General features: G+C 67.5%; 24 protein-coding genes. 12 read left to right on the top strand and 12 right to left on the bottom strand.

The genetic code is table 11. The annotated features are described in order from the left end of the window. The 6 genes from CVO77_RS06650 to CVO77_RS06625 all read right to left on the bottom strand — a co-directional run bounded on the left by CVO77_RS06650 (position 1) and on the right by CVO77_RS06625 (position 6,334). A complete protein-coding gene (locus CVO77_RS06650; protein WP_105998440.1) occupies positions 1-1,314 on the bottom strand; it encodes a type I glutamate--ammonia ligase in 1,314 nt (437 codons plus the stop codon). Then, the gene (locus CVO77_RS06645; protein WP_105998439.1) at positions 1,311-1,961 is read right to left on the bottom strand and encodes a cysteine hydrolase family protein; all 651 of its coding nucleotides are present in this window, start codon (positions 1,959-1,961) and stop codon (positions 1,311-1,313) included. The genes CVO77_RS06650 and CVO77_RS06645 overlap by 4 nt, the downstream gene beginning before the upstream one ends. Further along, on the bottom strand, positions 1,958-2,851 hold the full coding sequence (locus CVO77_RS06640; RefSeq protein ID WP_197709669.1) for a MurR/RpiR family transcriptional regulator: 894 nt from the start codon (positions 2,849-2,851) through the stop codon (positions 1,958-1,960). Before CVO77_RS06640 ends, CVO77_RS06645 begins: the two co-directional genes overlap by 4 nt. A gap of 138 nt (positions 2,852-2,989) precedes the next feature. Continuing rightward, positions 2,990-3,793 (bottom strand): N-formylglutamate amidohydrolase, encoded by an 804-nt coding sequence (locus CVO77_RS06635; protein ID WP_197709668.1) that lies wholly within the window; start codon positions 3,791-3,793, stop codon positions 2,990-2,992. A gap of 76 nt (positions 3,794-3,869) precedes the next feature. Further along, positions 3,870-5,204, bottom strand: a complete 1,335-nt coding sequence (locus CVO77_RS06630) for an amino acid permease (protein WP_105998438.1) — start codon at positions 5,202-5,204, stop codon at positions 3,870-3,872. Then, entirely contained in the window at positions 5,201-6,334 is a 1,134-nt protein-coding gene (locus tag CVO77_RS06625; protein ID WP_105998437.1) for a PepSY-associated TM helix domain-containing protein, read from the bottom strand. Before CVO77_RS06625 ends, CVO77_RS06630 begins: the two co-directional genes overlap by 4 nt. Before the next feature lie 155 nt (positions 6,335-6,489). Between CVO77_RS06625 and CVO77_RS06620 the strand changes: the two genes are divergently transcribed. Next, on the top strand, positions 6,490-7,458 hold the full coding sequence (locus CVO77_RS06620) for an alpha/beta hydrolase (RefSeq protein ID WP_105998436.1): 969 nt from the start codon (positions 6,490-6,492) through the stop codon (positions 7,456-7,458). A 95-nt stretch (positions 7,459-7,553) separates the two neighbouring features. After that, positions 7,554-9,482: a CocE/NonD family hydrolase gene (locus CVO77_RS06615; protein WP_105998435.1), complete on the top strand. Its 1,929-nt coding sequence runs from the start codon at positions 7,554-7,556 to the stop codon at positions 9,480-9,482. Positions 9,483-9,488: 6 nt separating this feature from the next. Here the strand turns inward: CVO77_RS06615 and CVO77_RS06610 are convergent, their stop codons facing one another. Both CVO77_RS06610 and CVO77_RS06605 read right to left on the bottom strand, forming a co-directional pair. After that, positions 9,489-10,175: a VIT1/CCC1 transporter family protein gene (locus tag CVO77_RS06610; protein ID WP_105998434.1), complete on the bottom strand. Its 687-nt coding sequence runs from the start codon at positions 10,173-10,175 to the stop codon at positions 9,489-9,491. A gap of 19 nt (positions 10,176-10,194) precedes the next feature. Next, positions 10,195-11,115 carry an SMP-30/gluconolactonase/LRE family protein gene (locus CVO77_RS06605; RefSeq protein ID WP_105998433.1) on the bottom strand — a complete coding sequence of 307 codons (921 nt, stop codon included), beginning with the start codon at positions 11,113-11,115 and terminating at the stop codon, positions 10,195-10,197. A 196-nt stretch (positions 11,116-11,311) separates the two neighbouring features. Here CVO77_RS06605 and CVO77_RS06600 point away from each other — a divergent pair, with 196 nt between their 5' ends. Together CVO77_RS06600 and CVO77_RS06595 are read left to right on the top strand one after the other, a co-directional pair. Beyond that, positions 11,312-11,911 carry a TIGR02466 family protein gene (locus tag CVO77_RS06600; RefSeq protein ID WP_105998432.1) on the top strand — a complete coding sequence of 200 codons (600 nt, stop codon included), beginning with the start codon at positions 11,312-11,314 and terminating at the stop codon, positions 11,909-11,911. A 155-nt stretch (positions 11,912-12,066) separates the two neighbouring features. Then, positions 12,067-13,500 (top strand): NAD-dependent succinate-semialdehyde dehydrogenase, encoded by a 1,434-nt coding sequence (locus tag CVO77_RS06595; RefSeq protein ID WP_105998431.1) that lies wholly within the window; start codon positions 12,067-12,069, stop codon positions 13,498-13,500. 115 nt (positions 13,501-13,615) lie between these two features. On the opposite strand, the gene CVO77_RS06590 is transcribed toward CVO77_RS06595, so the two are convergent. Both CVO77_RS06590 and CVO77_RS06585 read right to left on the bottom strand, forming a co-directional pair. After that, on the bottom strand, positions 13,616-14,422 hold the full coding sequence (locus CVO77_RS06590) for an SDR family oxidoreductase (protein WP_105998430.1): 807 nt from the start codon (positions 14,420-14,422) through the stop codon (positions 13,616-13,618). Further along, the gene (locus CVO77_RS06585) at positions 14,419-14,802 is read right to left on the bottom strand and encodes a dihydroneopterin aldolase (RefSeq protein ID WP_105998429.1); all 384 of its coding nucleotides are present in this window, start codon (positions 14,800-14,802) and stop codon (positions 14,419-14,421) included. The genes CVO77_RS06590 and CVO77_RS06585 overlap by 4 nt, the downstream gene beginning before the upstream one ends. 108 nt (positions 14,803-14,910) lie before the next feature. On the opposite strand from CVO77_RS06585, the gene CVO77_RS06580 reads away from it, so the two are divergent. From CVO77_RS06580 to CVO77_RS06565, 4 genes are all read left to right on the top strand, one after another. Further along, positions 14,911-15,396 (top strand): GNAT family N-acetyltransferase, encoded by a 486-nt coding sequence (locus tag CVO77_RS06580; RefSeq protein WP_242446125.1) that lies wholly within the window; start codon positions 14,911-14,913, stop codon positions 15,394-15,396. Between the two features lie 75 nt (positions 15,397-15,471). Beyond that, entirely contained in the window at positions 15,472-16,056 is a 585-nt protein-coding gene (locus CVO77_RS06575; RefSeq protein ID WP_105998427.1) for a DUF1285 domain-containing protein, read from the top strand. Continuing rightward, positions 16,056-16,643, top strand: coding sequence for a CoA pyrophosphatase (locus tag CVO77_RS06570; RefSeq protein WP_105998426.1), 588 nt, complete (start codon positions 16,056-16,058; stop codon positions 16,641-16,643). The genes CVO77_RS06575 and CVO77_RS06570 overlap by 1 nt, the downstream gene beginning before the upstream one ends. Before the next feature lies 1 nt (position 16,644). Further along, the gene (locus CVO77_RS06565; RefSeq protein WP_105998425.1) at positions 16,645-17,850 is read left to right on the top strand and encodes a CCA tRNA nucleotidyltransferase; all 1,206 of its coding nucleotides are present in this window, start codon (positions 16,645-16,647) and stop codon (positions 17,848-17,850) included. On the opposite strand, the gene CVO77_RS06560 is transcribed toward CVO77_RS06565, so the two are convergent. After that, positions 17,823-19,502, bottom strand: a complete 1,680-nt coding sequence (locus tag CVO77_RS06560; protein WP_242446124.1) for a putative bifunctional diguanylate cyclase/phosphodiesterase — start codon at positions 19,500-19,502, stop codon at positions 17,823-17,825. The genes CVO77_RS06565 and CVO77_RS06560 overlap by 28 nt on opposite strands. An 89-nt stretch (positions 19,503-19,591) precedes the next feature. Beyond that, positions 19,592-21,904, bottom strand: coding sequence for a DNA topoisomerase IV subunit A (gene parC, locus CVO77_RS06555; protein WP_105998423.1), 2,313 nt, complete (start codon positions 21,902-21,904; stop codon positions 19,592-19,594). Positions 21,905-22,180: 276 nt separating this feature from the next. Between parC and CVO77_RS06545 the strand changes: the two genes are divergently transcribed. The 4 genes from CVO77_RS06545 (at position 22,181) to CVO77_RS06530 (ending at position 25,004) form a co-directional block, all read left to right on the top strand. After that, positions 22,181-22,999 carry a ferredoxin--NADP reductase gene (locus tag CVO77_RS06545; protein ID WP_105998421.1) on the top strand — a complete coding sequence of 273 codons (819 nt, stop codon included), beginning with the start codon at positions 22,181-22,183 and terminating at the stop codon, positions 22,997-22,999. Positions 23,000-23,140: 141 nt separating this feature from the next. Continuing rightward, positions 23,141-23,767 carry a lysophospholipid acyltransferase family protein gene (locus CVO77_RS06540; protein WP_105998420.1) on the top strand — a complete coding sequence of 209 codons (627 nt, stop codon included), beginning with the start codon at positions 23,141-23,143 and terminating at the stop codon, positions 23,765-23,767. Next, positions 23,764-24,624 carry a DUF1295 domain-containing protein gene (locus tag CVO77_RS06535; protein WP_105998419.1) on the top strand — a complete coding sequence of 287 codons (861 nt, stop codon included), beginning with the start codon at positions 23,764-23,766 and terminating at the stop codon, positions 24,622-24,624. Before CVO77_RS06540 ends, CVO77_RS06535 begins: the two co-directional genes overlap by 4 nt. Beyond that, positions 24,600-25,004, top strand: coding sequence for a ribose-phosphate pyrophosphokinase (locus tag CVO77_RS06530; protein WP_105998418.1), 405 nt, complete (start codon positions 24,600-24,602; stop codon positions 25,002-25,004). The genes CVO77_RS06535 and CVO77_RS06530 overlap by 25 nt, the downstream gene beginning before the upstream one ends. Positions 25,005-25,010: the final 6 nt, after the last annotated feature.

Genomic DNA, 25,010 nt, shown 5'->3' with positions numbered 1-25,010 from the left:
TCAATAAAGATCGCGGTAGAGCCGGCACGCCTCGTCGGGGGTCAGGTCGGCGAGCCGCGCCAGTTCCGCCCGGCGGACACTGCGCCAGGTCTCGGCAAAGTCCGGCGCGAACCAACCAAGGGCGACGGCGTCGCCCTGCCACGCCGCCATTGCCTCCGCGAGCGTCTCGGGCAGGCGGCGCAGACCGAGCGCGGCGCAGGCCGCCGGGTCGAGCGTATCGGGATGCTCGACGACGACCGGCGGCGGCGGCAGGCCGTCGACCAGCCCGCCCAGCCCGGCACGGATCAGCGCGGCGATCGCGACATAGGGGTTGGCGGTGGCGTCGGCGGCGCGATATTCGACATTGTGCTGGCGCGCCGGATCGCGGCCGCCCACCGTCGTCGTCGGACAAATGCGGAGCGTCGCCTCGCGGTCGCGGTCGGCGAGCCAGGTCCACGACGCGCTCCATCCCTGCGGCCGCAGCCGGTAATAGGACGTGACGCTGGGGGCGCTGAACATCGTCAGCGCCGGCAGATGGCGCAAAACGCCTGCGCAAAAGCTCGCGCCCTGCGCCGACAGCCCGCCGGGCTGCGCACCGTCGTAACCGGCGGGGCGGCCCTCGGCGTCGGTCAGGCTGAAATGGATGTGGACGCCGTTGCCAACCGCGTCCGGCGCGGTCTTGGGCGCGAAACTCGCCTGCCAGCCGCGCACCCCGACGATCTCGCGCACGATCTCGCGGATCGCGATGGCGCGGTCGGCGGCGGTGATCGGATCGGCGGGCGAGCAGGTGACCTCGAACTGGTCGGTGCCGAATTCGGCGAGCACGACTTCGGGATCGACCCCGGCTTCGTCGAGCGCCGCCATCAGCAGCGGGGCAAAGGGATCGGCGCGGCGCAGCGCGGTGATCGACAGCGGGTGGGCGGCCGGAAAACCGGCGCCGAAGATCTGGAACTCCTGCTCGACCGCGATGCGCAGCGACAGGCCGGTCTCGGCGCGCAAGGCGGCCACCGCGTCGCGCAGCAGGGTGCGCGGGCAACAGCGCCACGGCGTGCCGTCCAGCTCGACGATGTCGCCCATGACGATGTCGAAGGTGGTCGCGGCGCCCGTGGCGGCGGTGCGATAGCGCGCGGCGCGGTCGGCGATGACGCGCAGGTCGCCGATCGATCCCCACGGATTGGGGGTGGCGATGCCGCCGAACGGGGTCAGCGCCAGATTGGCGGGAAGCCAGCCGATCCCGCCGTCATCCCCCGCTTCATAGCGTGCGGTCGATACCCAGCGCCCGCGCGTGATCGCCGCCAGGTCGGTGGTGACGATCCCGGTCAGCGCCATCGTCATGGCGCACGCATCGCCCGGAACCGCGCCTCCACCGTGTCGGTATCGGCGACCCAGCAATAGCCGCCGAAGGCGCCCAGCGCGTGGCTGTGGCGCTCGGCCGTCGCCGCGGCGCAGGCGTCGCCGACGCAGGTGACGACAAAGCCGCGGTCGGCCGCGTCGCGCACGGCCATATCGACGCACTGGTCGGTCATGATCCCGGCGACGACAAGGTGGGTGATGCCAAGGTTGCGCAGGACATAGTCGATGTTGGTCGAGTTGAAGACGCCCGACGAGGTCTTGGGCAGCAATATCTCGTCCGCGCCGACCGCCAGTTCGGGCACCGGCAACGCCAGCGGATCGTCGGGGCCGACGTGCAGCGGCGTCATCTTGTGGTCGAGCGAGCGGTCGCGCCCGTCGCGGGTGAGGCTGCGGATGATCGTGTGGATCACCTCGACCCCGCCGGCGCGCGCGGCGGCGAGCAGTCGCGCCTGGTTGGGGATGGCGCGCGCGGCGACATCGCGGTGAAAGGGATGGCCGGCGTCCCAGTCGGGGTGCCCCGGATTGCGCCCCGGTTCCAGCCAGATGCGCTGCATGTCGACCAGCAGCAAGGCGGTTGCCGCCGCCGGATAGGGGTCATCGCGGCGGATATCGGGACGCAAAATCGTCATGGGGCGGGTTCATCCACGGTTACGGCATTGGCGCTGCGCAGCTTTTCGAGATCGGCGACGCGCCGCTCCATCACGCGCTTTTCGCGCACGACGGCATGCGCGACGAGCGCCTCCATCTGCGCCACGGCGGGGGCCAGCGAATCATAGGGCGAATCGACCTCGACCGAGGCGATGATGACGACGTCGGCGACCTCGGCGACCGGCGACATCCACGGATCGGTGAACAGGATGACATGCGCGCCGCGCGCTTCGGCCTGGCGTGCGAATTCGACGACGTCGGTCTGGTAACGGCGATAGTCGAAGACGATCAGCGTATCGCGGCGGCCGATGTCGACCAGCCGGTCGAAACTTTCCAGCGTCAGCGGCGATATCGAATGCACGTCCGACCGCAATTGCAGCAGATAGCCCGCGAGCATCCCGGCGACGTGGCGGCTGAAGCGGCCGCCGACCAGCGTCACGCTGCCCTTTGCCCCCATGATCAGGTCGACCGCGCGGTCATAGGGTTCGGACACCGCCGCTTCGGTCGCGTCGCGCAATTTCTGGGTGACCGACGCCATATAGCGATTGACGGTCGCGTCATGCTCGCCCTCCGCCTGCTTGGTTTCGAGCATCATCAGCGGCGAGCGCAGCCGCGCCTCGACATCCTCAAGCAGGGCGGCCTGGAAGGCGGCGAAATTCTCGAACCCGAATTTGGTGACGAAGCGCGCCACGGTCGGATCGCTCACCCCCGCGCGCTTGGCGAGGCTCGACGCGCTGCCGAGGCCCGCGACCGGATAGTCGGCGAGCAACAATTGGACGATCCGCGATTCGGACCGGGTCAGGCTGACCGTGCTGCGGCCCAGCATGTCCCGGATCGGCATCCGTTCGGTCTTTTGCGTGTCGTTCGCCATAACCCTCTTGTCCCTAAAGCTCGTCCCGCCGCGACGCGACAGGCGCCACGGCCCTTTCGTCCGAAAGGCCACGCGGCGGACGATAAGGCATGTTGCGGGATGACGCGATAGGCGTCGGGGGTGGGCAGACGAGGGAGGTCATGGCGCGCTCGCTTCGGGTGCCAGGATTGCCGCCAGGCGCCGGGCCCACGCCTCGACCTGCGCGGCGTCCGCCAGCCCGTCGTTGCGGATTTCGATCAGCACGGCCGGAATGTCGCGATCGTCGCCATGGACCAATATGGCATAATCTTCCTGGCGGCTGACCGAATAGGGTTGGTTGACGCCGATGTGGAGCGCCGCATCCGCCGCCAATCGCCCGACCAGCCGTTCGCCCAGCATCGACGCGCGGCCGAACAGGATGCCGACGTGCCAGGGCCGCGCCTGATCGAGGAAGGTCGGGTTGAAACTGTGGATCGCGACCAGGATGACGGGCGATCCGTCGGCGATCCTCGCGTCGACCAGCGCGCCCACCGCATCCTGATAGGGCGCGAAGATCCGCGCCTGCCGCAACGCGCGTTCGGCCCCGTCCAGATCCTTGTTCGCCGCGATCGGCGTATCTTCGGACAGGACGACGATCGACCCGTCGCCGTCGGGCGGGCGATTGAGGTCGATCAGCAACCGCGAATACGTGCCCAGAACGGCCGGCGCGTCGAGCAGCGCCGACAGCCGCCGGGTCACCGCCGCCGCGCCGATGTCCCAGGCGATATGGCGGCCGCGGTCGGCCTCGCTCAGCCCCAGCCCGTCATAACAGGCGGGAATATGGTTCGACGCATGTTCGCACAACAGGATGATGGGGGACCGTCCGGACCGATTGACCCATTCCACCGGGTCGGGCCAGTCCGACAGGTTCGGCGCGGTCAGATTGTCCATATTGTCTCCGGCCGATCGGTCATGCTGATCCATTGCAACTATATTACACATATGACATAAATTCAGTCAATGGCAATATATGTAAAAAGACCAACATAATGGGCCTGGCTCAGGCCGGCGCGCGGCGGCGCGATAGGGCGCGATAGGCGAGCGCGAGCAGCGCGGTGCTGGCCAGCCCGGCCCAGGCCTGCGAGGCAAGGCCGGGGGTCGCCAGCATCGACGCGATCACCGCGACCATCGCCGCGATGACGATCGGGGCGGCCGCGCGCGGCAGGCGGCTTTCCCCGCCCCGGCGAACAAAGCCCATATGGGCGAGCACCAGCATCAGATAGACGATCAGCATCACCATGCCGGTCGCATTGACCAGCATCGCGAACAGCCGTTCGGCCGACAGGACCGACGCCAGCACCGCCAGCGCCGCCGCCCCCGATCCGGCGAGGATCGCGCGCACCGGAACGCCGCGCGCGTCGGCCTTGCCGAACCAGGCCGGCGCCTCGCCTTTCGCGGCCAGCGCCGTCAGCACCCGCGAACAGACATAGACGCCCGAATTCATGCACGACAGCACCGCGACGATGATCACCGCGTTCATCACCAGCGACGCGCCGGGCGCGCCGACGGCGGCGAGCGCCATGGCAAAGGGCGATGCGCCGGGACGGATCGTGGTCCACGGCACGATCGCGACGATCAGCAGCATCGACAGCAGATAGAAGAGCGCGACCCGGATGATCAGCGTCGTGGTCAGCCGCGCGATCACCGGCCCCGGCTCGTGCGCGTCGGCGGCGGCGATCGTGATGATCTCCGCCCCGACCAGCGCCAGGATCACCGCGGTCACGCCCGAAAAGACCGACGCCGCGCCAAAGGGCGCGAAGCCGCCAAAGGCATAGAGCGGCGCGGGGATGCCGCCGCCGCCGATCATGCCCTTGCCGACCGCGAAGGCCGCGACGCCGATGAACAGGAGGATCGCCGCCACCTTGATCCCCGACAGCCAGAATTCGGATTCGCCAAAGGCGCGGACCGACAACAGGTTGAGCGCGGTCATGCCGCCGACCAGCAGCAGCCCGACCTGCCACGGCTCCGTCCCCGGCAGCCAGGTGACGATGATGCTGGCCCCCGCCAGCCCCTCCAGCGCGATCGCCAGCGCCCAGAAAATCCAATAGAGCCAGCCGGCGACGAAGCCCGCGCCATTGCCCAGGCCGATGCGGATATGTTCGGTGAACGATCCCGCGCCGGGCGACGCCAACGCCATGTCGGCAAGCATCCGCATCACCAGCAGGATCAGCACGCCTGCGATGGCATAGCTGACGACGATCGCCGGGCCGGTCGCGGCGATCGCCGCGCTGCTGCCGACGAACAATCCCGACCCGATGATCCCGCCGATCGAGATCATGCTGACATGGCGGGCCTTGAGCGGGCGCGGGTTCGCGGTCGTGCCGTCCTGGGTCATCGCATTTCCGATCCGTTTTGATGGTGCATGGCGCGCTGTGTCCCCCGCGACGGGGCTTTCCGGCCGCTGCGCCGCGACTGCCAGAGCCAGAAGCCGAGCCCGATCATCAGCGTCAGCCACAGCCCGATCAGGAAGATCGTGATCCGCCCCGTCAGCCCGCCGATTTCGCCGGTGTGGATGGGATAGAGCAGATCCAGCGCCCGTTGGCGCAGCGGCATGGTGAACGGATCGACCCGGCCGGTGACGCGGCCGTCCGCCGCCGCGACATAGACGATGGTCGATCCAAAGATCAGCGCCGCCTCGCCCGGCTGGCGGAATTGCACGGCATAGGAGGGGGTATCGTTGGTGGGATAGTCGATCCGGGTCAGCGTCGCCCGGGGGTAGAGGCGGCGCGCGCGCGCCACCGCGTCGGGCATCGCGATCGCGGCCTGGCCGGCCTTCAGCGCGGGCGCGGCGGGTTCGTCCCGGCTGATCCCGGCCAGCCCCTCGATACCGACGATGAAGATCAGCGCGGTGCCGCAACTGATGGTCAGGAATGCCGGAATCGCCATCCACAGCCCGGCGGTGCGGTGCCAGCCATAGGGCCGCGCCGGGCCCGGCCGCGCCATGGTGGGGCGCAGCGCCATCCGCCAGCGCGCCCAGCGTCGTCCCGGCCATGCGAGGATCAGCCCCAGGATGATGTTGGACAGCAGCAACAGGCCGCTGATCCCGACGATCCACATTCCAGCGTCGCCCGCCAGCAGGCTTTCGTGAAGGTCATAGACGCTGTCAAACAGCGCGCCGTGGCGGACGCGGTCGTCCGGCCCCTGGCGGCGCAGCGGTCGGCCCGCGCCATCGATGCGCAACGTGACGCTTTCGCCGCCATCGTCCAGGCCGATGTCATAGCGATCCAGGCCGCTGCCGGTGGTGCTGAGCGACCGGATGCGGAGGCCCGGATCGGCTGCGACCAGTCCGGTCAGCCGGGCATCGATCGCCGCAATGTCGGTGGGCACGCGCGGCCCCGCGACCGTCGCGTCGTCGATCTCCCACTGGAACACCAGCAGCAGCCCGGTGAGCGCCTGGGCCAGCCAGAAGCCCAGCATCGCGATGCTCGCCCAGCGATGGATCGATCGAATGCGCGCGCGGATCATGCCCCCTCCCTTCTCCGCCCGGAATAGACGGCGAACGCGCGCGCGGCACAACCCGATATGTCGGGATGGCCCGGCGGCACAGATAAATGACCTGCCGGAGAGCGTCCGCCCCCTCCGCCCTCTCTAGGGTTGGGGCCATTCTTCAGGGAGGCGGCATGCAAAGGCCCGACGATCTCGATCCCGAGATTCGCCAGTTCATCGCGTCGGTGCAGGCGGGCTGGGCGCGGCATCCCTCGCTTGCGTCGGTCGGCATCGCACAGGCGCGGGCGATCGCCGAACAGGTGCGCGCGCCCTGGGCGGCCGGTGGCACGGTCATGGCGCGGGTCGACGATATCGCGGTGCCGCACGGTGCGGGCGCGGTGCGGGTGCGGCTCCATACCCCGGCGTCCGCGGCCGCGGCGGGGCCGGTGCTCGCCTATCTGCACGGCGGCGGCTGGACCCTGTTCAGCATCGCCACCCACGACCGGCTGATGCGCGAATATGCCCAGCGCACCGGGTTTCGCGTCGCCGGCATCGACTACAGCCTGTCGCCCGAAGCGCGCTTTCCCCGCGCGCTCGATGAAACGGCGACGGTGATCGGCTGGCTGCGCGACCATGGCGCCGCGGTCGGCATCGATCCCGGCAGGATCGCGGTCGGCGGCGATTCGGCGGGGGCGAATCTGGCGCTGTCGGCGGCGATCGATCGGCGCGACGCGGGCGAGGGGGGGCTGATCAAGGCGCTGCTGCTCAACTATGGCGCCTATGACGACCGCTGCGATCGGATGTCCCATCACCGCTACGACGGTGCGCCCTATATGCTGGGACGCGACGAGATGCGCGGTTTCTGGCGCAATTATCTGGGCGGCGACACCGCCGCGCCGCCGCGCGCGGCGCCGATCCGCGCGGCGCTCGGCGCGCTGCCACCCGCTTTCCTGTGCATCGCCGAATGCGACGTGCTGCGCGACGAGAATCTGGACATGGCCCAGCGACTGGAAGCGGCCGGAACGGTGGTGCGGCGCGAAGTCTATCCGGGCGCCTCGCACAGCTTTCTCGACGCGATATCGTCGTCGGCGCTCGCCGATCGCGCGTTCGACGACGCGGCGCGGTGGTTGAAGCACGCGCTTGGCAGGCCGCTCGCGCGATAGGCCCATGCCGGATAGTTAAAGGCCCGGCACCCACAGCCACTTGCCTCGCGGCGATGGATGTGTTGCGCTGGCGACGGGTAACAGGGGGCGTCCTTATGAAAATTCGCATCACGATCGCGGCCATGCTGGTGGCCGGGCTGGCGCTGACGGCCGGCGCGGCGACCGCGCAGAAGCGCGCGCCATCGGCGGGCGACACGCCGCGCGCCTTCGTCCAGCCGACCGAGGGTTTCGATCACGAGCGCCGCGAGGTGATGATCCCGATGCGCGACGGGGTGAAATTGCACACCGTCATCCTGGTGCCGAAGGGCGCGCATCATGCCGGAATATTGCTGACCCGAACCCCCTATGACGCGACCGGCATGACCAGCCTTGCGCCCAGCGGAACGTTGGCGGCGGTGCTCGACGGCTATGACAATGCGCCCGACGTCGTGGTCGGCGGCGGCTATATCCGCGTCGTCCAGGACGTGCGCGGCAAATATGGATCGGAGGGCGATTATGTGATGAACCGGCCGCTCGCCGGGACGCCGCTCAACCCCGGCAAGGTCGATCACAGCACCGACACCTATGACACGATCGACTGGCTGGTGAAGCATGTCCCCGAAAGCAACGGCCGCGTCGGCATCATCGGCATCAGCTATGACGGTTTCCTGCCGCTGATGGCGCTGATCAACCCCCATCCGGCGCTGAAGGTCGCGGTGCCGATGAACCCGATGGTCGACGGCTGGAACGGCGACGACTGGTTCCACAATGGCGCGTTTCGTCAGCAGAACCTGCCCTATATGCTGGAACAGGAGGCATCGCGCGACAACAGCGTCAAATGGTGGTCGAACTACCGCGACGAATATGACCTCTATCTGTCGGCCGGGTCGGCCGGCGCGCTGGCGAAAAGCCGCGGCCTCGACCAGACGGGTTTCTGGACCAAAGTGGCGCAGCACCCCGCCTATGACGATTATTGGCAGCAGCAGGCGATGGATCGAATCTTGGCCGAGCGACCGCTGACCGTCCCGACCCTGCTCGTCCACAGCCTGTTCGACCAGGAGGATATTCACGGCGCGGTCGCGGTCTGGCAGGCGCTGAAGGACACGGACGGTGCCGGCAATCTGAAACTCGCCATCGGCCCGTGGAACCACGGCCAGCAGATTCACGAGGCGAGCGCGCTCGGCCCGATCAAATGGGGGCAGGACACCGGCCTGTGGTTCCGCCGCCATGTGCTGGCGCCGTTCCTCGCGCAATATCTGGTCGACGGCGCGCCAAAGGCCGACCTTGCCCGCGTCACCGCGTTCGAGACCGGCACCAATGCGTGGCGGCGGCTGGCGGATTGGGGAGCCGCGCCCACGCAGCGCCTCTATCTGAAGCCTGGGGCCGCGCTGGGGTTCGCCCCCGCGACCGACCCGGCGCAAACGGTCGACTATGTCTCCGACCCGGCGAAACCCGTCCCCTTCCGCGCCCGCCCGATCCTGCCGGTGGGCTATGAGGGCGAACTGACCTGGCCGAACTGGCTCGTCGACGACCAGCGCGAGGCGTCGGGCCGCACCGATGTCGTCAGCTTCACCACCCCGGTGCTGACCGCGCCGGTGAAGATCAGCGGCAAGCCCATGGTCCACCTGACCGCCGCGACCAGCGGCACCGACGCCGACTGGGTGGTGAAACTGATCGACGTCTATCCCGACCAGGTCGCCGGCGACAAGGCGATGGGCGGCTATCAACTGGCGATCGCCATGGATATTTTTCGCGGCCGATATCGCGAATCGCCGAGCGTCGCGAAGCCGGTCGCCGCCGACACGCCGCTCCTCTATCGCTTTGCCTTGCCCGACGCGAACCATGTCTTCCTGCCGGGGCACCGCATCATGGTGCAGGTGCAGTCGAGCTGGTTCCCGCTCTATGACCGCAATCCCCAGCGCTTCGTGCCGAACATCATGTTCGCCAGGCCCGGCGATTATGTGAAGGCGACGCAGCGCATAACCGTGGCGGGGCCGGACGGCAGCTATATCGCGCTGCCGGTCGTCGGTGCCGCCGCCGATTGAGCGCTATCAGCCCACCACCTCGAACAGCGACCCGATGGCGATCGTCGCCGCCATCGCCATCGCGCCCCAGAAGGTCACGCGAACGACGGCGCGGCGCATCGGCGCGTTGCCCACCCAGGCGCCCAGCGCGCCGAGCAGCGCCAGAAAGACCAGCGACGCCGCCGATACCGTCCACGGCAGCGAAGCCCCGCGATCGAAGAACACAGCCGCGAGCGGCAGCGCCGCACCGACCGAAAAGCTCGCCGCCGAAGCCGCCGCCGCCTGGACCGGCCGCGCCCGCGCGTCGTGCGTCAGGCCCAGCTCGTCGCGCAAATGGCTGTCTAGCGCATCATGATCGGTGAGTTGCCGCGCAACCTCTTCGGCGAGCGCGCGGTCGAGCCCACGCTGCTGATAAATCTGCGTCAGCTCTTCCAGCTCATGGTCGGGGGCGTTCGCCAGTTCGTGCTTTTCGGTGGCGATATCGGCCTTTTCGGCGTCGCGCTGCGAGCTGACCGAAACATATTCGCCCGCCGCCATCGACATGGCGCCCGCGACCAGCCCCGCGGTGCCGGTGATGAGGATCGACCCCTGTGCCGCGCCCGCCGCCGCGACCCCCGCGATCAGGCTGGCGGTCGAGACGATCCCGTCATTGGCGCCAAGGATCGCGGCGCGCAGCCAGCCGACGCGCTGTGCGGCATGGGTTTCGTGGTGCATGATCCGCCGTTGCCCCTTCTCAATATTGCAGCTTCAATCCCGGCCGCGCCCAGCGCGTCTTCACCAGCCGTCCACTGCCCGACAGGGTCAGATAGGCGTCGCGCATATCTTCCCCCCCGAACGCGATGTTGGTGGTGAAGATATCGTCGGTCGCGACGAATTCGACCAGCTCGCCCTCTGGCGAGACGACGCTGATCCCGCATTCGCCGATCGTCGCGACGCAGATATTGCCGTTCGCCTCCATCGCCAGGCTGTCGAAGAATTTATAGCCCGCGGGGCGATAGAGCGGGATGCCGGGACCGCCTGGCCCTGCGGCGTCATCGACCTTGCCGGGGGCGATGATGTTGAACTTCATCAGGCGGCAGGTATAGGTTTCGGCGGCATAAAGACTGTTGCCGTCGGGCGACAGGCCGACGCCGTTCGGGTTGTTGCTTGGGAAGATCACTTCCTCGATGAAGCTGCCGTCGGCTTTGGCATAGAAGATGCCGACGATATCGTGGGCGCGCTTCGCATAATCGACCTTGCCATGATCGGTGAACCAGAAACCGCCATGCGTGTCGAACATGATGTCGTTCGGGCCGCGCAGGATCACGTCATTGTCGCCCGATTTGTAGAGGATTTCGACCGCGCCGGTGTCGATATCGATGCGCTCGATCCGCCCGCCCGAATAGTCGCTCGCGATGCCGTGCGGGGCGAGATAGCCGTTCGCCTCGACATAGTGAAAGCCGCCGTTGTTGCAGCAATACAGCTTGCCGTCGGGACCAATCGCCAGGCCGTTTGGGCCGCCGCCGGGGGTCGCGACGACCTCTTTGCGGCCGCCGGGCCAGCAGCGCGTGATCCGTCCCTGCTCGATCTCGACGACGATGACGCTGCCGTCGTCCATCACGACCGGCGCCTCGGGGAAGCGCAATCCGTCGGCGATCAGTTCAAACTCGGCCATTCTTCTCTCCCTGTCTCGATACTCTCTTTTCGTCATGCTGAACTTGTTTCAGCATCCATGGTCTGCCCTTTCGAGCCGCGCCGCGTTTGCCGCAAGTCCCGGCCGTGGATGCTGAAACAAGTTCAGCATGACGGTTTAGGAGACCTGTCAGGTTCAACGCCTTGCGCTTGCCCGCATCCTATGCTTTGCGCCCATCATGCCCGTTCGCACGCTCTTCGCCACCAATTTCTACGAAGCCGACATCGGCACCCCCGAATTGCTCGCGGAGCTGGAGGAAAGCTGCCGCCTGTTCGCCGAGGAGGATGGCGCGGGGCGGGGGTGGAGCCGCGAGCATGGTTACAAGGGCTATACGAGTTACGCGAGCCTCGGCGACCTGCCCGAGCGCGATCCCGCCTTCCACGACCTCAAGCGCCTGCTCGATAAGCAGGTGAAGGCCTTCGTCAGGGCGTGCCATTTCGACCTCGCCAAGCCATTGAAGCTCGACAGCCTGTGGGTCAATGTCCTGAAACCCGGCGGCACCCACAGCGGACATATCCACCCGCACAGCATCGTGTCGGGAACCTTCTACGTCGCGGTCCCGCCGGGATCGGGGGCCTTGAAGCTCGAGGATCCGCGCCTGCCGATGCTGATGGCGGCGCCGGGACACACCGACGATGCGCCCGAACATCTGCTGCCCTTCATCTACGCCGAACCCGCCGCCGGCCGGGTCTTTCTGTGGGAAAGCTGGCTCCGGCACGAGGTGATGCCGCACGCGGGCAAGGGCGAGCGGATTAGTATCAGCTTTAACTATCGCTGAGGCGTTCCTATATAGGCGCCACCGTTAGACCAAGCCCCTCTTCCCGTTCGCGTCGAGCGAAGTCGAGACGCCTCTCGACCTTGCGCTACATCGATGGGTGTCTCGACTTCGCTCGACACGAACGGGTTTCGGGGGGCGCATTGAAGGGCCCCGCCATGACCGCGACCTACGACGCCGACCTCCAGCTTTTCATCGACGGGGCATGGCGGAGCGGCGAGGGGCGCGAGGAACGGCCGGTGTTCAACCCCGCAACCGCCGCCACGGTCGCCGAACTGCCGGTGGCGACGGCCGCCGATCTCGACGAGGCGCTCGCTGCCGCCGCGCGCGGCTGGCCGGTGTGGCGCGCGAAGACGCCCGACGAGCGCGCGGCGCTGATGCACAAGGCCGCGGGGTTGATCCGCGAGCGCGCCGACCGGATCGCGATGCTGCTGACGCTCGAACAGGGCAAGCCGATCGCCGAGGCGCGCGGCGAAGTGCTGTCGGCGGCGGCGCTCTTCGCCTATTTCGCCGAGGAAGGGAAACGCATCACCGGCCGCGTCGTCCAGCGCCCCGCGGGCCAGCGTTCGATGGTGCTCAAACAGCCGGTCGGCCCGGTCGCGGCGTTCAGTCCGTGGAATTTCCCGGTCAACCTGATGGTCAAAAAGATCGCCCCGGCGCTCGCCGCGGGCTGCGTCGTGATCGCCAAGGCGCCCGAGGAGACGCCGGGCTGCACCAGCGCGATCATGCGCTGCATCGCCGACGCGGGCATTGCCGGCGACGTCGTCCAGCTCGTCTATGGCCATCCCGACATGATCAGCCGCCACCTGCTCGGCAGCGAAGTGATCCGCAAGGTCAGCTTCACCGGCTCGACCGCGGTCGGCAAGCATCTGATGAAGCTCGCCGCCGACCGGGTCCAGCGGATCACGATGGAACTTGGCGGCCACGCGCCGGTGCTGATCTTCGACGATTGCGACCTTCAGGCGACGCTCGACCGCGTCGTGGCGCAGAAATTCCGCAACGCGGGGCAGGTCTGCGTGTCGCCGACGCGCTTCTATGTCCAGCAGGGCATTTACGACGCTTTCGTCGCGGGTTTCGCCGAGCGCACGAAAAAGGTCCGTGTCGGCAGCGGGCTCGACCCCGATACCCAGATGGGACCGCTCGCCAACGCGCGCCGCGCGCCCGCATTACAGGCGATGATCGCCGATGCGAAAGCGAAGGGCGCGCGGGTGATCGCGGGCGGCGAGGCGACCGGGGAGGGGTATTTCTTCCAGCCGACCGCGCTCGCCGACGTGCCGCTCGACGCCGATGCGATGAACAATGAACCCTTTGGCCCGATGGCGCTGATCCGCCCCTTCGGCACCGAGGAGGAAGCGCTCGAACAGGCAAACCGGCTGCCCTATGGCCTCGCCGCCTTTGCCTTCACCGAAAATGGCCGCCGCATCAACCGCATCGCCGACGGCATCGAAAGCGGGATGGTCGGGATCAACAGCTTCGTCATCTCGGCAAGCGACATGCCGTTCGGCGGGATCAAGGAATCGGGTTTCGGCAGCGAGAGCGGTCCCGAGGGGCTGGATGGCTATCTGGTGACCAAGGCGGTGCATATTCACTGATGCTCAACCAACTCCGTTCGTGCTGAGCTTGTCGAAGCACCGTTCTTCTCTTTGGCGGCGCTGAAGGAAAGAACAGCCCTTCGACAAGCTCAGGGCAAACGGGTCTTGGGTGGGCTCAGTCTTTTTCCAGCGCCACGAAATCGCGTCCCATCGGCGCCAGATGTGCGCCGCCGTCGACGAAGATCGTCTGCCCGGTCACCGCCTCGGCGCGCGCGAGATAGACCACCGCGTCGGCGATCTGTGTGGGCGTCGGCAGCGCACCCAGCGGCATGCGGTCCGCCAGCCGCTCGACCTGCGCCGCCGAATAATCGTCGGTCGCCATCGTCAGCCCCGGCGCGACGGCGTTGACGCGCGCGCGGTTTCCGAACGCGACCGCCAGCGTCGCGGTCGCCTGCCACAGCGCCGCCTTCGACAGGCTGTAGGCAACCTGGTCGGGGACCGGGTGCAGGACGCGCTGGTCGACGATGTTGACGATCGCCGGGCGTGCGCGTTTATTCTGAGCGCCTGCCAAGGCAGCCGAGGCGCTCGCCGCGACGAGCGCCGTGGCAAGCATGACCGGCGCCGACAAATTGACCTGCATCATCGCCGCGAGTGCGGACGCCGACAGGTCGGGCCACTCGCCCTCGGCGAACAGCGCGGCATTGTTGACGAGCAGATCGGGCGCGCGGCCGAAGGTGGCGACAACTTCCGGGATCAGCGCGTCCACTTCGGCGGGGTCCGCCAGGTCGGCCTGAAAATGGCGGCTCACCGCCCCCGTCTCGGCGAGCGCGTCGGCCAGAATCGCGTCGGTTTCCGCGGCGCTCCGCCGGTGCAGCGCCAGCGCATAGCCCTCACGCACCAGCCGCGCCGCGATCGCCGCACCGACCCGGTGGAGCCCCCCGGTGACCAGCGCCAAAGGCACGCTGCGCGGCACTTTCGTCACTTTCGGCCCCCCAAACGATTCCGCCGCATCGTGATGCCGATCTCCTCGCCTTCCTCGGCGATGGCGAGCTTGACGATCTTGACCTCGACCTCCTCGACCTTTTCGTCCTGCAGGAGAAGCGTGTCGATGATATGGTCGGCGACGCTTTCGATCAGCACGAAATGGACGTCCTTGGGAATGCCTTCGGTCGCCGCGAATTTGAGGTGCATGTAATTCTTCGACCGGCTGAGCGGGGTGGTCGGATCATAATGATCGGCGATGACCAGCTTCGCGCGCACCGAAATGCGCAGCGGCTGCGGCAGGTGGGTTTCTTCGGAATAGATGCCGGTCAGCACCTGGGCGGTCAGGCCATCGACTTCGAGCCACAATGTATCGGTCACAAGAAATTCCTGTTCGGCGGGTGCGACATTCGGCTTTCCATCGCCGAGCCCGGACCCTAAAGCGCCGCCGCATTAGCGAAAGGGTGCGCGTTGGTCGAGTTACTTCCATTGTCCGATATCGAGCCGCAGGCGGTCGAGGATCTCCTCGACGCTGCTTTCGGGACGGATCGCTTTGGACGAACCGCCTATCGCATCCGCGTCGGCGTGGATGCGGTGCCCCGGCTGAGCTTCGCGGTTGTCGAGGCGCGCGCGCTGATCGGCACGATCCAATGCTGGCCGGTCGCGCATCGGGCGGCGAGCGGGGCCGCCACGCCGCTGGTGATGGTCGGTCCCGTCGCGGTGCGCCCCGGAGTCCAGCGCGGCGGGCATGGCCGTATGCTGATGGCGCATATGCTCGAAGCCGCCGAGACCGTCGCCGATGGCGCGCTGATGATGATCGGCGACCCCGAATATTATGGCCGCTTCTTCGATTTCACCGCCGACGCGACAGGGGCGTGGGACTTGCCGGGTCCGTTCGAGCGCCGCCGCCTGCTGGCGCGGGCGGTGAACGGCCATGGGCTGGTGGTGGGTGCCGGGATGATCGGGCCGCGCTGACATCCGTCGCCCCCGCCTGTGTGGGGGCGACGTCGATGGACTTGCACCGACCGCCCATCCCCCTATGTCGGAGACATGGTCACCCCCGCGCCTTCGCTTCCCAAGGATTTTTCCCAGCTCTCGCTCGCCGAAACCGCCGACCTGCTCGCGGCGCGCAAACTGCCGCCGGTCGACGAATGGCATCCGGCGCGCGCGGGCGACAGCGCGATGGAGATTCGCGCCGACGGAAGCTGGTTTCACGAAGGCGGCCGGATCAACCGCCCCGCGATGGTCAAGCTGTTCTCGACGATCCTGCGCCGCGAGCCCGACGGCGGCCATGTCCTCGTCACGCCTGTCGAAAAACTGGCGATCGCGGTCGAGGATATGCCCTTCCGCGCGGTCGAGATGAAGAGCGAGGGCGCGGGCAAGGCGCGCAAGCTGGTCTTTCGGCTCGATACCGACGACCTCGTGATGGCGGGCCCCGATCATCCGCTGCGCTTTGGCGCCGACGCCGACGATCCCGATCCGCGCCTGCACGTCCGCGGGACGATCGGGAACGGGCTCGAAGCGCGAATCGACCGCGCGCTCTATTATGAGATCGTCGAGATGGCGCTGGCGGAGAGCGAGACATCGCCCGCGATCTGGTCGAACGGCGCGCGCTTTGCGCTGGTCGACGCCTGATGCTGTCCGAAAAATTGCACGCGGCGCTGGGCAATCTGCTCCCCGATACGGGATCGGACGAAGCCTATCTGCTCCACGGCCGGACGCTGCGCGACGCGGCGGTGCTGATCGCCTTCACCGACCGGCCCGACCCCGGCGTGATCCTGACCCAAAGGCCGCAATGGCTGCGCAGCCATGCTGGACAGGTCGCCTTTCCGGGCGGCAAGGTCGACCCAGGCGACCGCGACGTGGTCGATGCCGCGCTGCGCGAGGCCGAGGAGGAGATCGGGCTCGACCGCCGCGACGTGATGGTGGCGGGCGCCACCACCGCCTATCGCTCGGGCAGCGGCTATCACATTACTCCGGTGCTCGGCGTGATTCCGCCCGATCTGCCGCTCGATCCCAATCCCGACGAGGTCGAGGCCTGGTTCGAAGTGCCGCTCGACATCTTGTTCGACCCCGGCAATTATCAGTTGCACCATGCGAACTGGCAGGGGCAGGACCGCCATTATTACGATATGGACTGGCAGGGACGGCGGATCTGGGGCGTGACGGCGGATATCATCATCAACCTTGCGCGGCGCCTGCCGCCGGGCTGGCATCGCTAGGATGACGACGCTGCCCGACACCGACTGGCTGCGCGCGCCCGGCCTGCGACGGATCGTCGCGGCGCTGCGTGCCGACGGCGGCGCGGTGAAGATCGTCGGCGGCGCGGTGCGCGACACATTGCTCGGGCTGGCCGTGACCGACATCGACCTCGCGACCCCGCTGGTGCCGCAGGACGTGACCCGGCGCCTCGAGGCGGCGGACATCAAGGTCATCCCGACCGGCATCGCCCACGGCACGGTCACCGCGATCGCGAGCGGCGAGCGTCACGAGATCACGACGCTGCGCCACGATGTCGCGACTGACGGGCGCCGCGCGACGATCGCCTTTGCGGACGATTGGCGCGCCGATGCGGCGCGGCGCGACTTTACGATCAACGCGCTCTACGCCGACCCGGACAGCGGCGCGGTGGCCGATTATTTCGGCGGTATCGCCGACCTGGAGGCCGGCTGCGTGCGCTTCATCGGCGACGCCGCGACGCGCATCGCCGAGGATCATCTGCGCATCCTGCGCTTCTATCGGTTCGCGGCGCGCTTTGGGCGGAGCGAACTCGAAGCCGAAAGCCATGCGGCGGTCATCGCCGCGCGCCAGTCGCTCAAGAGCCTGTCGCGCGAGCGGGTCGCCGACGAATTGCTCAAGATATTGTCCCTGCCCGACCCGCGCGAGATTGCGGCGCAGATGGCGGCCGACGGCATCTTCGCGGTGATCCTGCCCGAACTCGACGGAGGTTTTGCGGTGGCGCTCGACCGGCTGCTCATCAACGAGGCGGCGGCGGTAGTGGAGCCTGCTGCGCTGCGCCGTCTTGCCGCGCTGCTCCCCGCCGACGCCGCGACCGCCGAGCAGGTGGCGAGCCGGCTGCGGCTTTCGACGCGGCAGCGCAAGCATCTGGGGGCGGTCGCGGGGCATCGCGGCGCCCCGCGACCGGCGCGCCGCCTGGCGCGCGACATCGGGATCGAGGCGGCGCGCGATGCCTGGCTGTTTGCGGCGGCATCCGCCGAGGCAAGGGCGGCGGTCGAGGCGCTGCGCGGCTGGGACATCCCGATGCTGCCGATCAAGGGCGGCGACATCATCGCGCGCGGCGTGACCGCGGGGCCGGAGGTCGCGCGAATCCTGCGTGAGATCGAGGCGCAATGGGTGGCGGAGGATTATCCCGATGCCGCGCGGGTCGGCGAACTCGCCGATCAGATGATCGGGCGGTCGAGCGACTGACGCCAATAGGCGAGCGCCGCCTTCGTATCCAGCGGCCGCGCGAACAGGAAACCCTGCCCGAAATCGCAGCCGAGCGCCGACAGCAGCCGCGCCTGGTCGGCGGTCTCGACGCCTTCTGCGGTCGTGCGCATCCCCAGCACTTCGGCGAGGCTCTGGATCGTGCGGACGATCGCCGCCTTGTCGCGGTCCTCGACCATATGGTCGACGAAGCTGCGGTCGATCTTGAGCACGTCGAGCGGCAGGCGCTGGAGATAGGCGAGGTTGGAATAGCCGGTGCCGAAATCGTCCATCGCGACACGGGCTTCGAGCGCCTTCAATTCGTTCAGCACCGACAGGGCGAGGTCGGGGTCGCCGATGATCGCGCTTTCGGTCAGCTCGATCATCAGCCGCTCGCCGCCGATCGCATTGGCGGCGAGCGCGTCGCGCACCACCGCCGCGACATCGTCGCGCACCAGTTGGATCGCCGAGACATTGACCGAGATATAGCAATCGACCGGCACGCCGCCGTTCGCCCGGTCCCAGTCGGCAAGCGTCGCCGCCGCCTTGCCGATCGCCCATTGGCCGAGCGGGACGATGAGCCCCGAATCCTCGGCGATCGGGATGAATTCGGTCGGCGGGATCGAAAGCCCGTCGCTGGTGTTCCAACGCGCGAGCGCCTCGAACCCTGCAACGGTGCCGGTCGCAAGCTCGATCAGCGGCTGGAATTCGAGGTGGAGCCGATCCTCCTCGATCGCGCTCCTCAGTTCGGTCTCGAGGCCGAAGCGATTGTCCGACAGGATCGCCGCCTCGGGCTCATAGATCTCGATGCGGTCGGTGCGCTTGGCGCGTTTCAGCGCAATCTGCGCATGGCGGATCTGGTCGGCGATATCGGTGTCGATTCCGGGCTGGATCGCACAGCCGATCGCGCAATCGACGCTGACCTTCAATTCGCCGATGCGGAACGGATGGTCGAAACAGCCGCGGATGCGGCGCGCCATCTCGCGCACATCGGCCTTGCCGCCGGGGACGCGCGATGAGATGGCGAATTCATCGCCGCCGGTGCGCGCCAATATGTCGCCGCTGCGCAGGCTCGATTTCAGGCGGCGGGCGACGGTGATGATCAACTCGTCGCCCGCCATCGGACCGATATGTTCGTTGATGCGCGAAAAGCGCGCGAGGTCGAGCAGCAGGATCGCATGATCGCCGCTGGCTTGCGCATCGCTGCGCTGTTCGACCAGTTCCTCGAAACCGGCGCGGTTGGGCAGGCCGGTCAGGCTGTCGGATACGAGTTCGCGGCGCAGGTTGCGCTCGGTCATCATTTCCTGGGTGCGGTCGATGAGCGTCAGCAGGAAAAGCCCGGTCTCGCCGCCTTCGCCGGGCAGCGGACCGATCGAGCCGCGCAGGTCGCGCGCCGCGACCCCCTTGCCGAGGCGGCACGAAAATTCGCGCACGCCGCCGGCGTCTTGCGGTGCGCGCTCAATCGCACGGCGCAGTTCGATGGGAGCGTTCACGCCGGCCGGCGACAAGTCGAGCTTGTCGAAGGCGGCATTGCTCGCGTGCAGGCTGAAATTGCCGCGCGACAGCGGACGGATCAGCGCGGCTGGAACCGGAAGGGCGTCGATCCAGCCGACGAACAAGGATGGCCGGTCTTCGCCGGTTCTATCGATAGGCATGACAGTGGGTTTTATGCGACCTTTCCCCATTGGTCTTTGCCTAAAGGAACGGAAGTAAAGAAGGGATTTACGGCAACACGTAAATCCGATCAGTCGAAACGATTGCTGCGCGGAAAACCGGTGGGCGGCATCCGTCCCGACGCGCCGCGCGCGACGCGCCACGGGCCAAGGTCGGCTTCGGTGCGCGTGCGGCCGGTTTCGCCGCCCATCGCCCAGCTCAGCCCCTCGGCGAAAGCGAAGGTCAGGGCATCCGACAGGCCGCCGTCGCGGTAACGTTGCAGCATCACGCCCTGGCCGCGCGTCATCACCGGCACCTCGCTGACGGGAAAGACGACGAGCTTGCGGTTTTCGCCGACCACCGCGACGCTGTCGTCGTTCGTCGCGATCGGACGGACGACCAGAAGCTGCGCCTTGGGTTTCAGGTTGACGACGCCCCGGCCCTTGCGTGTCTCGGCGACCACTTCGGCCATTTCTGCGATGAAGCCGTGCCCACTCGTCGAGGCGAGGAGCAGGCGGCCTCCGGTGCTGGCGGGGATCAGTGCGACGATGCGCGCATCGGGGTCGATATCGACCATCAGGCGCAGCGGCTCGCCAAAGCCGCGCCCGCCGGGCAGCTTGTCGGCGCCGACGGTATAGAAGCGCCCGTCGCTCGCCGCGACCAGCAGCTTGTCGGTCGTCTGTGCGTGCGCGGCAAAGGCGATCTCGTCGCCTTCCTTAAACTTGAATTCGTGCCACTGGTCGGCGGCGACATGGCCGCGCTGGGCGCGGATCCAGCCGCGCTTCGAGAGGATGACCGTCACCGGCTCCTTCTCGATCATCGCGTCAAGCGGAATGTCGCGCGCGGGGGCCGCCTCGGCGAGCGTCGTGCGGCGGGCGCCGAGCGCGGTTTCGGGGCCATAGACGGCGCGCAGCGCGCCGAGGTCGCGTTTCAGCCGCGTGCGCTGGCGCGCCGGGCTTTCGACCAGCTTGAGCAAATCGTCGCGCTCGGCGGTCAGCGCGTCCTGCTCGCGCTTGAGCTCCATTTCCTCGAGCTTGCGCAAGCTGCGCAGCCGCATGTTGAGGATCGCTTCGGCCTGGCGGTCGGTGAGCAGGAACTCGGCCATCATCACCAGCTTGGGTTCGTCCTCGGTGCGGATGATCTCGATGATCCGGTCGAGGTTGAGGAACGCGATCAGATAGCCCGCGACCAGTTCGAGCCGGTCGTCGATCTTGTTGATGCGGTGCTGCGCGCGGCGGACCAGCACGATGATCTGATGGTCCAGCCATTCGGTGAGAAGCTGGTGCAGCCCCATCACCTTTGGCGTCCGCGTCGCGTCGAGGACGTTGAGATTGAGCGCGAAGCGGGTTTCGAGCTCGGTCAGCCGGTAAAGGCTTTCCTTCAATATATCGGGGTCGACATTGCGGCTCTTCGGCACGATGACGATGCGCAGATCCTCGGCGCTTTCGTCGCGGACGTCCTCGAGGATCGGCAGCTTCTTGTCGGCGATCAACTGCGCGATCTGTTCGATCAGCTTGCCCTTCGCCACCCCGTAAGGAATTTCGCTGATGACGAGTTGCCAGGTGCCGCCGGGCTGCTTTTCGATTCCCGTATCGTCCCACGCGCCATCGGCCGCCTTGCCGGTCGAGAAACGCGCGCGGACGCGAAAGCCGCCGCGGCCGGTCTCATAAGCGTGGGCGATCGTCTCGGGGCTGTCGACGACGATGCCGCCGGTCGGGAAATCGGGGCCCCTCACATGGGTGAGCAGTTCGGCGAGTTCGGCCCTCGGATTTTCGATCAGCAACAGCGCGGCGTCGATCACTTCGGCGGCATTGTGCGGCGGGATGTTCGTCGCCATGCCGACCGCGATCCCGCTCGCGCCGTTGGCGAGCAGGTTCGGGAACAGCCCCGGCATGATCTCGGGCTCTTCATCCTCGCCATTATAGGTCGGCTTGAAATCGACCGTGCCCTCGTCGAGCCCCTGCATCAGGTCGATCGCGACGCGCGTCAGCCGCGCCTCGGTGTAACGATAGGCCGCGGCATTATCGCCGTCGATATTGCCGAAATTGCCCTGGCCGTCGACGAGGGGATACCGAAGCGAGAAATCCTGCGCGAGGCGAACCATCGCGTCATAGACCGCGGTATCGCCGTGCGGGTGGAACTTGCCGATGACGTCGCCGACGACGCGCGCCGACTTCTTGTAGCCCTGGCTGGGGTCGAGCCGCAGCGCGCGCATCGCCCATAAAAGGCGGCGGTGAACCGGCTTCAGCCCGTCGCGCAGGTCGGGCAGCGAGCGCGCGGTGATCGTCGACAGCGCATAGACGAGATAGCGTTCGGACAACGCACTGTCGAACGGGGTGTCGATGCCCTCGCCCGGGGATCTTGGGGGCTCAGAAGGAGGAAGGTCGTCGGAATTACTCGCCATTGTCCCGCGCCGATAGCAAGCGCAGCGTCACATGGCAAAGGGCGATGCGCTCCCCGCCCGATGCCGGTGCCCGATGTCCAGATTTCAGGGCGTGAAGCAATTCTGCTTGGACTTTGGCGCGGCTTTTCGCTGGGAGGTTTGGCAGCCGCTCGTGCCGCCCCGGCCCAGCTGGACGGCCGCCTCGGCGCCGGACCGATCGCCGGCGCGGGTCGATGCGGCGATCGAAAGGCCGGCCTTCGCGACCGGCGCCATGACGCATCTGGAAAGTTCAAAGCGATGAGTGATCGTATTGCCGCCGCCGCCAAACTGGCCCCTTCCGCCTCGCTGACCGTCGAGGAGGTGCTGCGGGTGCGGCACTGGAGCGAGCATCTGTTCAGCTTCGCGATCACCCGTCCGCCCAGCTTTCGCTTTCGTTCGGGCGAATTCGTGATGATCGGGCTGCCGGGCGGCGAGGGGCGGCCGCTGCTGCGCGCTTATTCGATCGCGAGCCCCGCCTGGTCGGACGAGATCGAATTTCTGTCGATCAAGGTCCCCGACGGCCCGCTGACCGCGCGCTTGCAGTTGGTCCAGCCCGGCGATCCCATCTACCTCGGCCGCAAGCCGACCGGAACGCTCGTCGCCGATGCGCTGCTTCCCGGCAAGCGGCTGTTCCTGCTCTCGACCGGCACTGGCCTCGCCCCGTTCCTCAGCCTGGCCCGCGATCCCGATATCTACGAGCGCTTCAGCCAGGTCGTGATCGTCCATTGCGTCCGGCGGGTCGGCGACCTTGCGTTCCGCGAGGAGCTTGAAAGCCAGCTCGCCGGCGACCCGCTGGTACAGGATCAGGCGCTGCTGCAATTCCATTACCTGCCGACCGTGACGCGCGAGCCTTTCCGCACCGAAGGCCGGATCGACGCCTTGATCGACGGCGGCCGCCTGTTCGGCCATCCGTTGACCGGCGCCGAACATTTCGACCCCGCGACCGACCGCATCATGATGTGCGGCAGCATGGCGATGATCCGCGACCTGCAGGCCCGCTTCGCGGCGCTCGGTTTCCGCGAAGGATCGAACGCCGCCCCCGGCGATTTCGTGATCGAGCGCGCCTTCGTGGGATAGGATCCCGCGGCCTGATCGCGAACCCGCATCGGGCAAGATCGGGGACCGGCCTTCTTTCCGACGCCTTCGGCCGCACCGCGACCGCCAAGCCGCTTGCGCGGGTAAAATCTTTCGCGCAATTGCGGGGCTGGGGAGAGGATTTTGACCGCTATCGAAGACGATCCACCGGGACTGGTTGCGCGCGCCGTGCGACGGCTGCTGTTGCTGCTCTACCGGATGCGCGGCTGGAAAGCGGCGGGCGAAGTGCCCGAGCCGCGCCGTTTCATCATCATCGCCGCGCCGCACACGAGCAACTGGGATTTCGTCAACTATCTGGGGCTCACCGCCGACCTGGGCGTGCGGCCGCATTTCATGGGCAAGCTGTCGCTGTTCCGGTGGCCGATCGGTGGCTTCATGCGCCAGATGGGCGGCATTCCCGTCGACCGGACGAACGCGAGCAACGCGGTGCAGCAGATGGTCGACGAATTCGCGCGCCGCGCCGAATTCATGCTGACCGTCGCGCCCGAGGGAACGCGCGGCAAGGCGAAGAAATGGCGCACCGGATTCTACCAGATCGCCATGGCGGCGAAGGTGCCGATGGTCGTCGGGCTGATGGACTATGGGACCAAGACCGGCGGGCTCGGTCCGCTGATCTGGCCGACCGGCGACTTTCGCGCCGACATGACGCGGGTGTTCGACGTCTATAAAAACTGTATTCCCAAATTCCCCGAACGCGCGGTGCGTTCGATCGACGACATTTTGGGGACGGAGGAAGGGGCGCACGGATGAACGAGGCGCTGGCGATGCTCGGGCTCAATTTCGCCGCGCTGATCGCGGTCGTCCTGATCCTGTGGGGCATCGCCGTCCGAATCCGCGACGTATCGTTCATCGACGCTTTCTGGGCATTCGGCATGGTCTTGCTAACATGGGGCAGCGTTTGGCAGGCTGGGCTTGGAGGCCCGCATGGTCGGCTACTGCTCGGGTTGACAACTCTGTGGGGATTGCGCCTCGCGATCCATCTTTTCATCCGCTGGCGGGTGCATGGCGAAGACCCGCGCTATGCAAAGATTATCGCGCGGCAGATGGAGACGAAGAAATGGAGCTGGGCAAAGGTAGCGCTGCTCCTCGTCTTCCTGACGCAGGCACCGTTGCTTTTCATCACCTGCTTGCCGGCGCAGATCGGTATCTGGGCGAGCGCGGCTGGATGGGCTGACGCTACCTCGCTGATCCGCATGGCGGGGGCGTTCCCGCCGCCGGTCATTGGCCTTATCGGCTGGATCGGCGCCGCGGCGGCGCTGGTCGGGATCGCCTTCGAGACGATTGGCGATGCGCAACTCCATCGTTTCCGCAAGGATCCGGCGAACAAGGGCAAGGTGCTCGACGTGGGCCTGTGGCGTTACACCCGGCACCCCAATTATTTCGGCGACACGCTGACCTGGTGGGGTATCTGGCTGGTCGCCGCCGATCTGGGGTGGGGCGTGGCGTTGGCGAGCGTGATCGGCCCCGTCTTCCTGACCTTCACGCTGACCCGGTGGTCGGGCAAGGCGCTGCTCGAAAAGGGGCTGCACAAGACGCGCCCCGATTATGCCGATTATGTCCGGCGCACCTCGGGATTCCTGCCATGGCCGCCAAAGACCAGGGCCTAGGCGCCCTCGAAACCGCCGCTGATGTGTCGGCGCTCGGCGATGCGCCGCGCATCCGCGCGATCCTGACCGCCGCGGCGCGCGAGGGGCGGAGCGTCAGCTACTCCGAACTGCTCGGCGACCTCGGCTTTCGCTTCACCCGGCCCAAGATGCGCGCGGTGTGCCGCACCCTCGAAGAGGTCGACCGCCTCGCCGCGATGGATGGCGAACCCGACCTCGCGGTGCTGGTGGTGCGCGAGAGCGACCGCCTGCCGGGACAGGGCTGGTGGGTCGGCGGGACGGCCTTGCTGCTGGGCTATGACGGTCCGTGGGAAGGCGCCGCCGCAGCGCGCTTCATCCGCGAGCAGCAACAGGCGGTGTTCGATTATTGGGAGGGGCGGTAGGAATGT

Source organism: Sphingopyxis lindanitolerans, assembly GCF_002993885.1.
Taxonomy (GTDB): Bacteria; Pseudomonadota; Alphaproteobacteria; order Sphingomonadales; family Sphingomonadaceae; genus Sphingopyxis; species Sphingopyxis lindanitolerans.
Note: the sequence above shows the minus strand (reverse complement) of the source record. Positions and strands in the feature narration are given on the sequence as shown.

Coding starts and splice junctions, on each gene's coding strand:
- CVO77_RS06535 (WP_105998419.1), top strand. CDS start 23,764: ATGAACGAGGCGCTGGCGATGCTCGGGCTCAATTTCGCCGCGCTGATC.
- CVO77_RS06560 (WP_242446124.1), bottom strand. CDS start 19,502: ATGCCTATCGATAGAACCGGCGAAGACCGGCCATCCTTGTTCGTCGGC.
- CVO77_RS06620 (WP_105998436.1), top strand. CDS start 6,490: ATGCAAAGGCCCGACGATCTCGATCCCGAGATTCGCCAGTTCATCGCG.
- parC (WP_105998423.1), bottom strand. CDS start 21,904: ATGGCGAGTAATTCCGACGACCTTCCTCCTTCTGAGCCCCCAAGATCC.
- CVO77_RS06640 (WP_197709669.1), bottom strand. CDS start 2,851: ATGGCGAACGACACGCAAAAGACCGAACGGATGCCGATCCGGGACATG.
- CVO77_RS06530 (WP_105998418.1), top strand. CDS start 24,600: ATGGCCGCCAAAGACCAGGGCCTAGGCGCCCTCGAAACCGCCGCTGAT.
- CVO77_RS06635 (WP_197709668.1), bottom strand. CDS start 3,793: ATGGATCAGCATGACCGATCGGCCGGAGACAATATGGACAATCTGACC.
- CVO77_RS06605 (WP_105998433.1), bottom strand. CDS start 11,115: ATGGCCGAGTTTGAACTGATCGCCGACGGATTGCGCTTCCCCGAGGCG.
- CVO77_RS06545 (WP_105998421.1), top strand. CDS start 22,181: ATGAGTGATCGTATTGCCGCCGCCGCCAAACTGGCCCCTTCCGCCTCG.
- CVO77_RS06630 (WP_105998438.1), bottom strand. CDS start 5,204: ATGACCCAGGACGGCACGACCGCGAACCCGCGCCCGCTCAAGGCCCGC.
- CVO77_RS06565 (WP_105998425.1), top strand. CDS start 16,645: ATGACGACGCTGCCCGACACCGACTGGCTGCGCGCGCCCGGCCTGCGA.
- CVO77_RS06650 (WP_105998440.1), bottom strand. CDS start 1,314: ATGACGATGGCGCTGACCGGGATCGTCACCACCGACCTGGCGGCGATC.
- CVO77_RS06625 (WP_105998437.1), bottom strand. CDS start 6,334: ATGATCCGCGCGCGCATTCGATCGATCCATCGCTGGGCGAGCATCGCG.
- CVO77_RS06570 (WP_105998426.1), top strand. CDS start 16,056: ATGCTGTCCGAAAAATTGCACGCGGCGCTGGGCAATCTGCTCCCCGAT.
- CVO77_RS06615 (WP_105998435.1), top strand. CDS start 7,554: ATGAAAATTCGCATCACGATCGCGGCCATGCTGGTGGCCGGGCTGGCG.
- CVO77_RS06575 (WP_105998427.1), top strand. CDS start 15,472: ATGGTCACCCCCGCGCCTTCGCTTCCCAAGGATTTTTCCCAGCTCTCG.
- CVO77_RS06645 (WP_105998439.1), bottom strand. CDS start 1,961: ATGACGATTTTGCGTCCCGATATCCGCCGCGATGACCCCTATCCGGCG.
- CVO77_RS06600 (WP_105998432.1), top strand. CDS start 11,312: ATGCCCGTTCGCACGCTCTTCGCCACCAATTTCTACGAAGCCGACATC.
- CVO77_RS06595 (WP_105998431.1), top strand. CDS start 12,067: ATGACCGCGACCTACGACGCCGACCTCCAGCTTTTCATCGACGGGGCA.
- CVO77_RS06610 (WP_105998434.1), bottom strand. CDS start 10,175: ATGCACCACGAAACCCATGCCGCACAGCGCGTCGGCTGGCTGCGCGCC.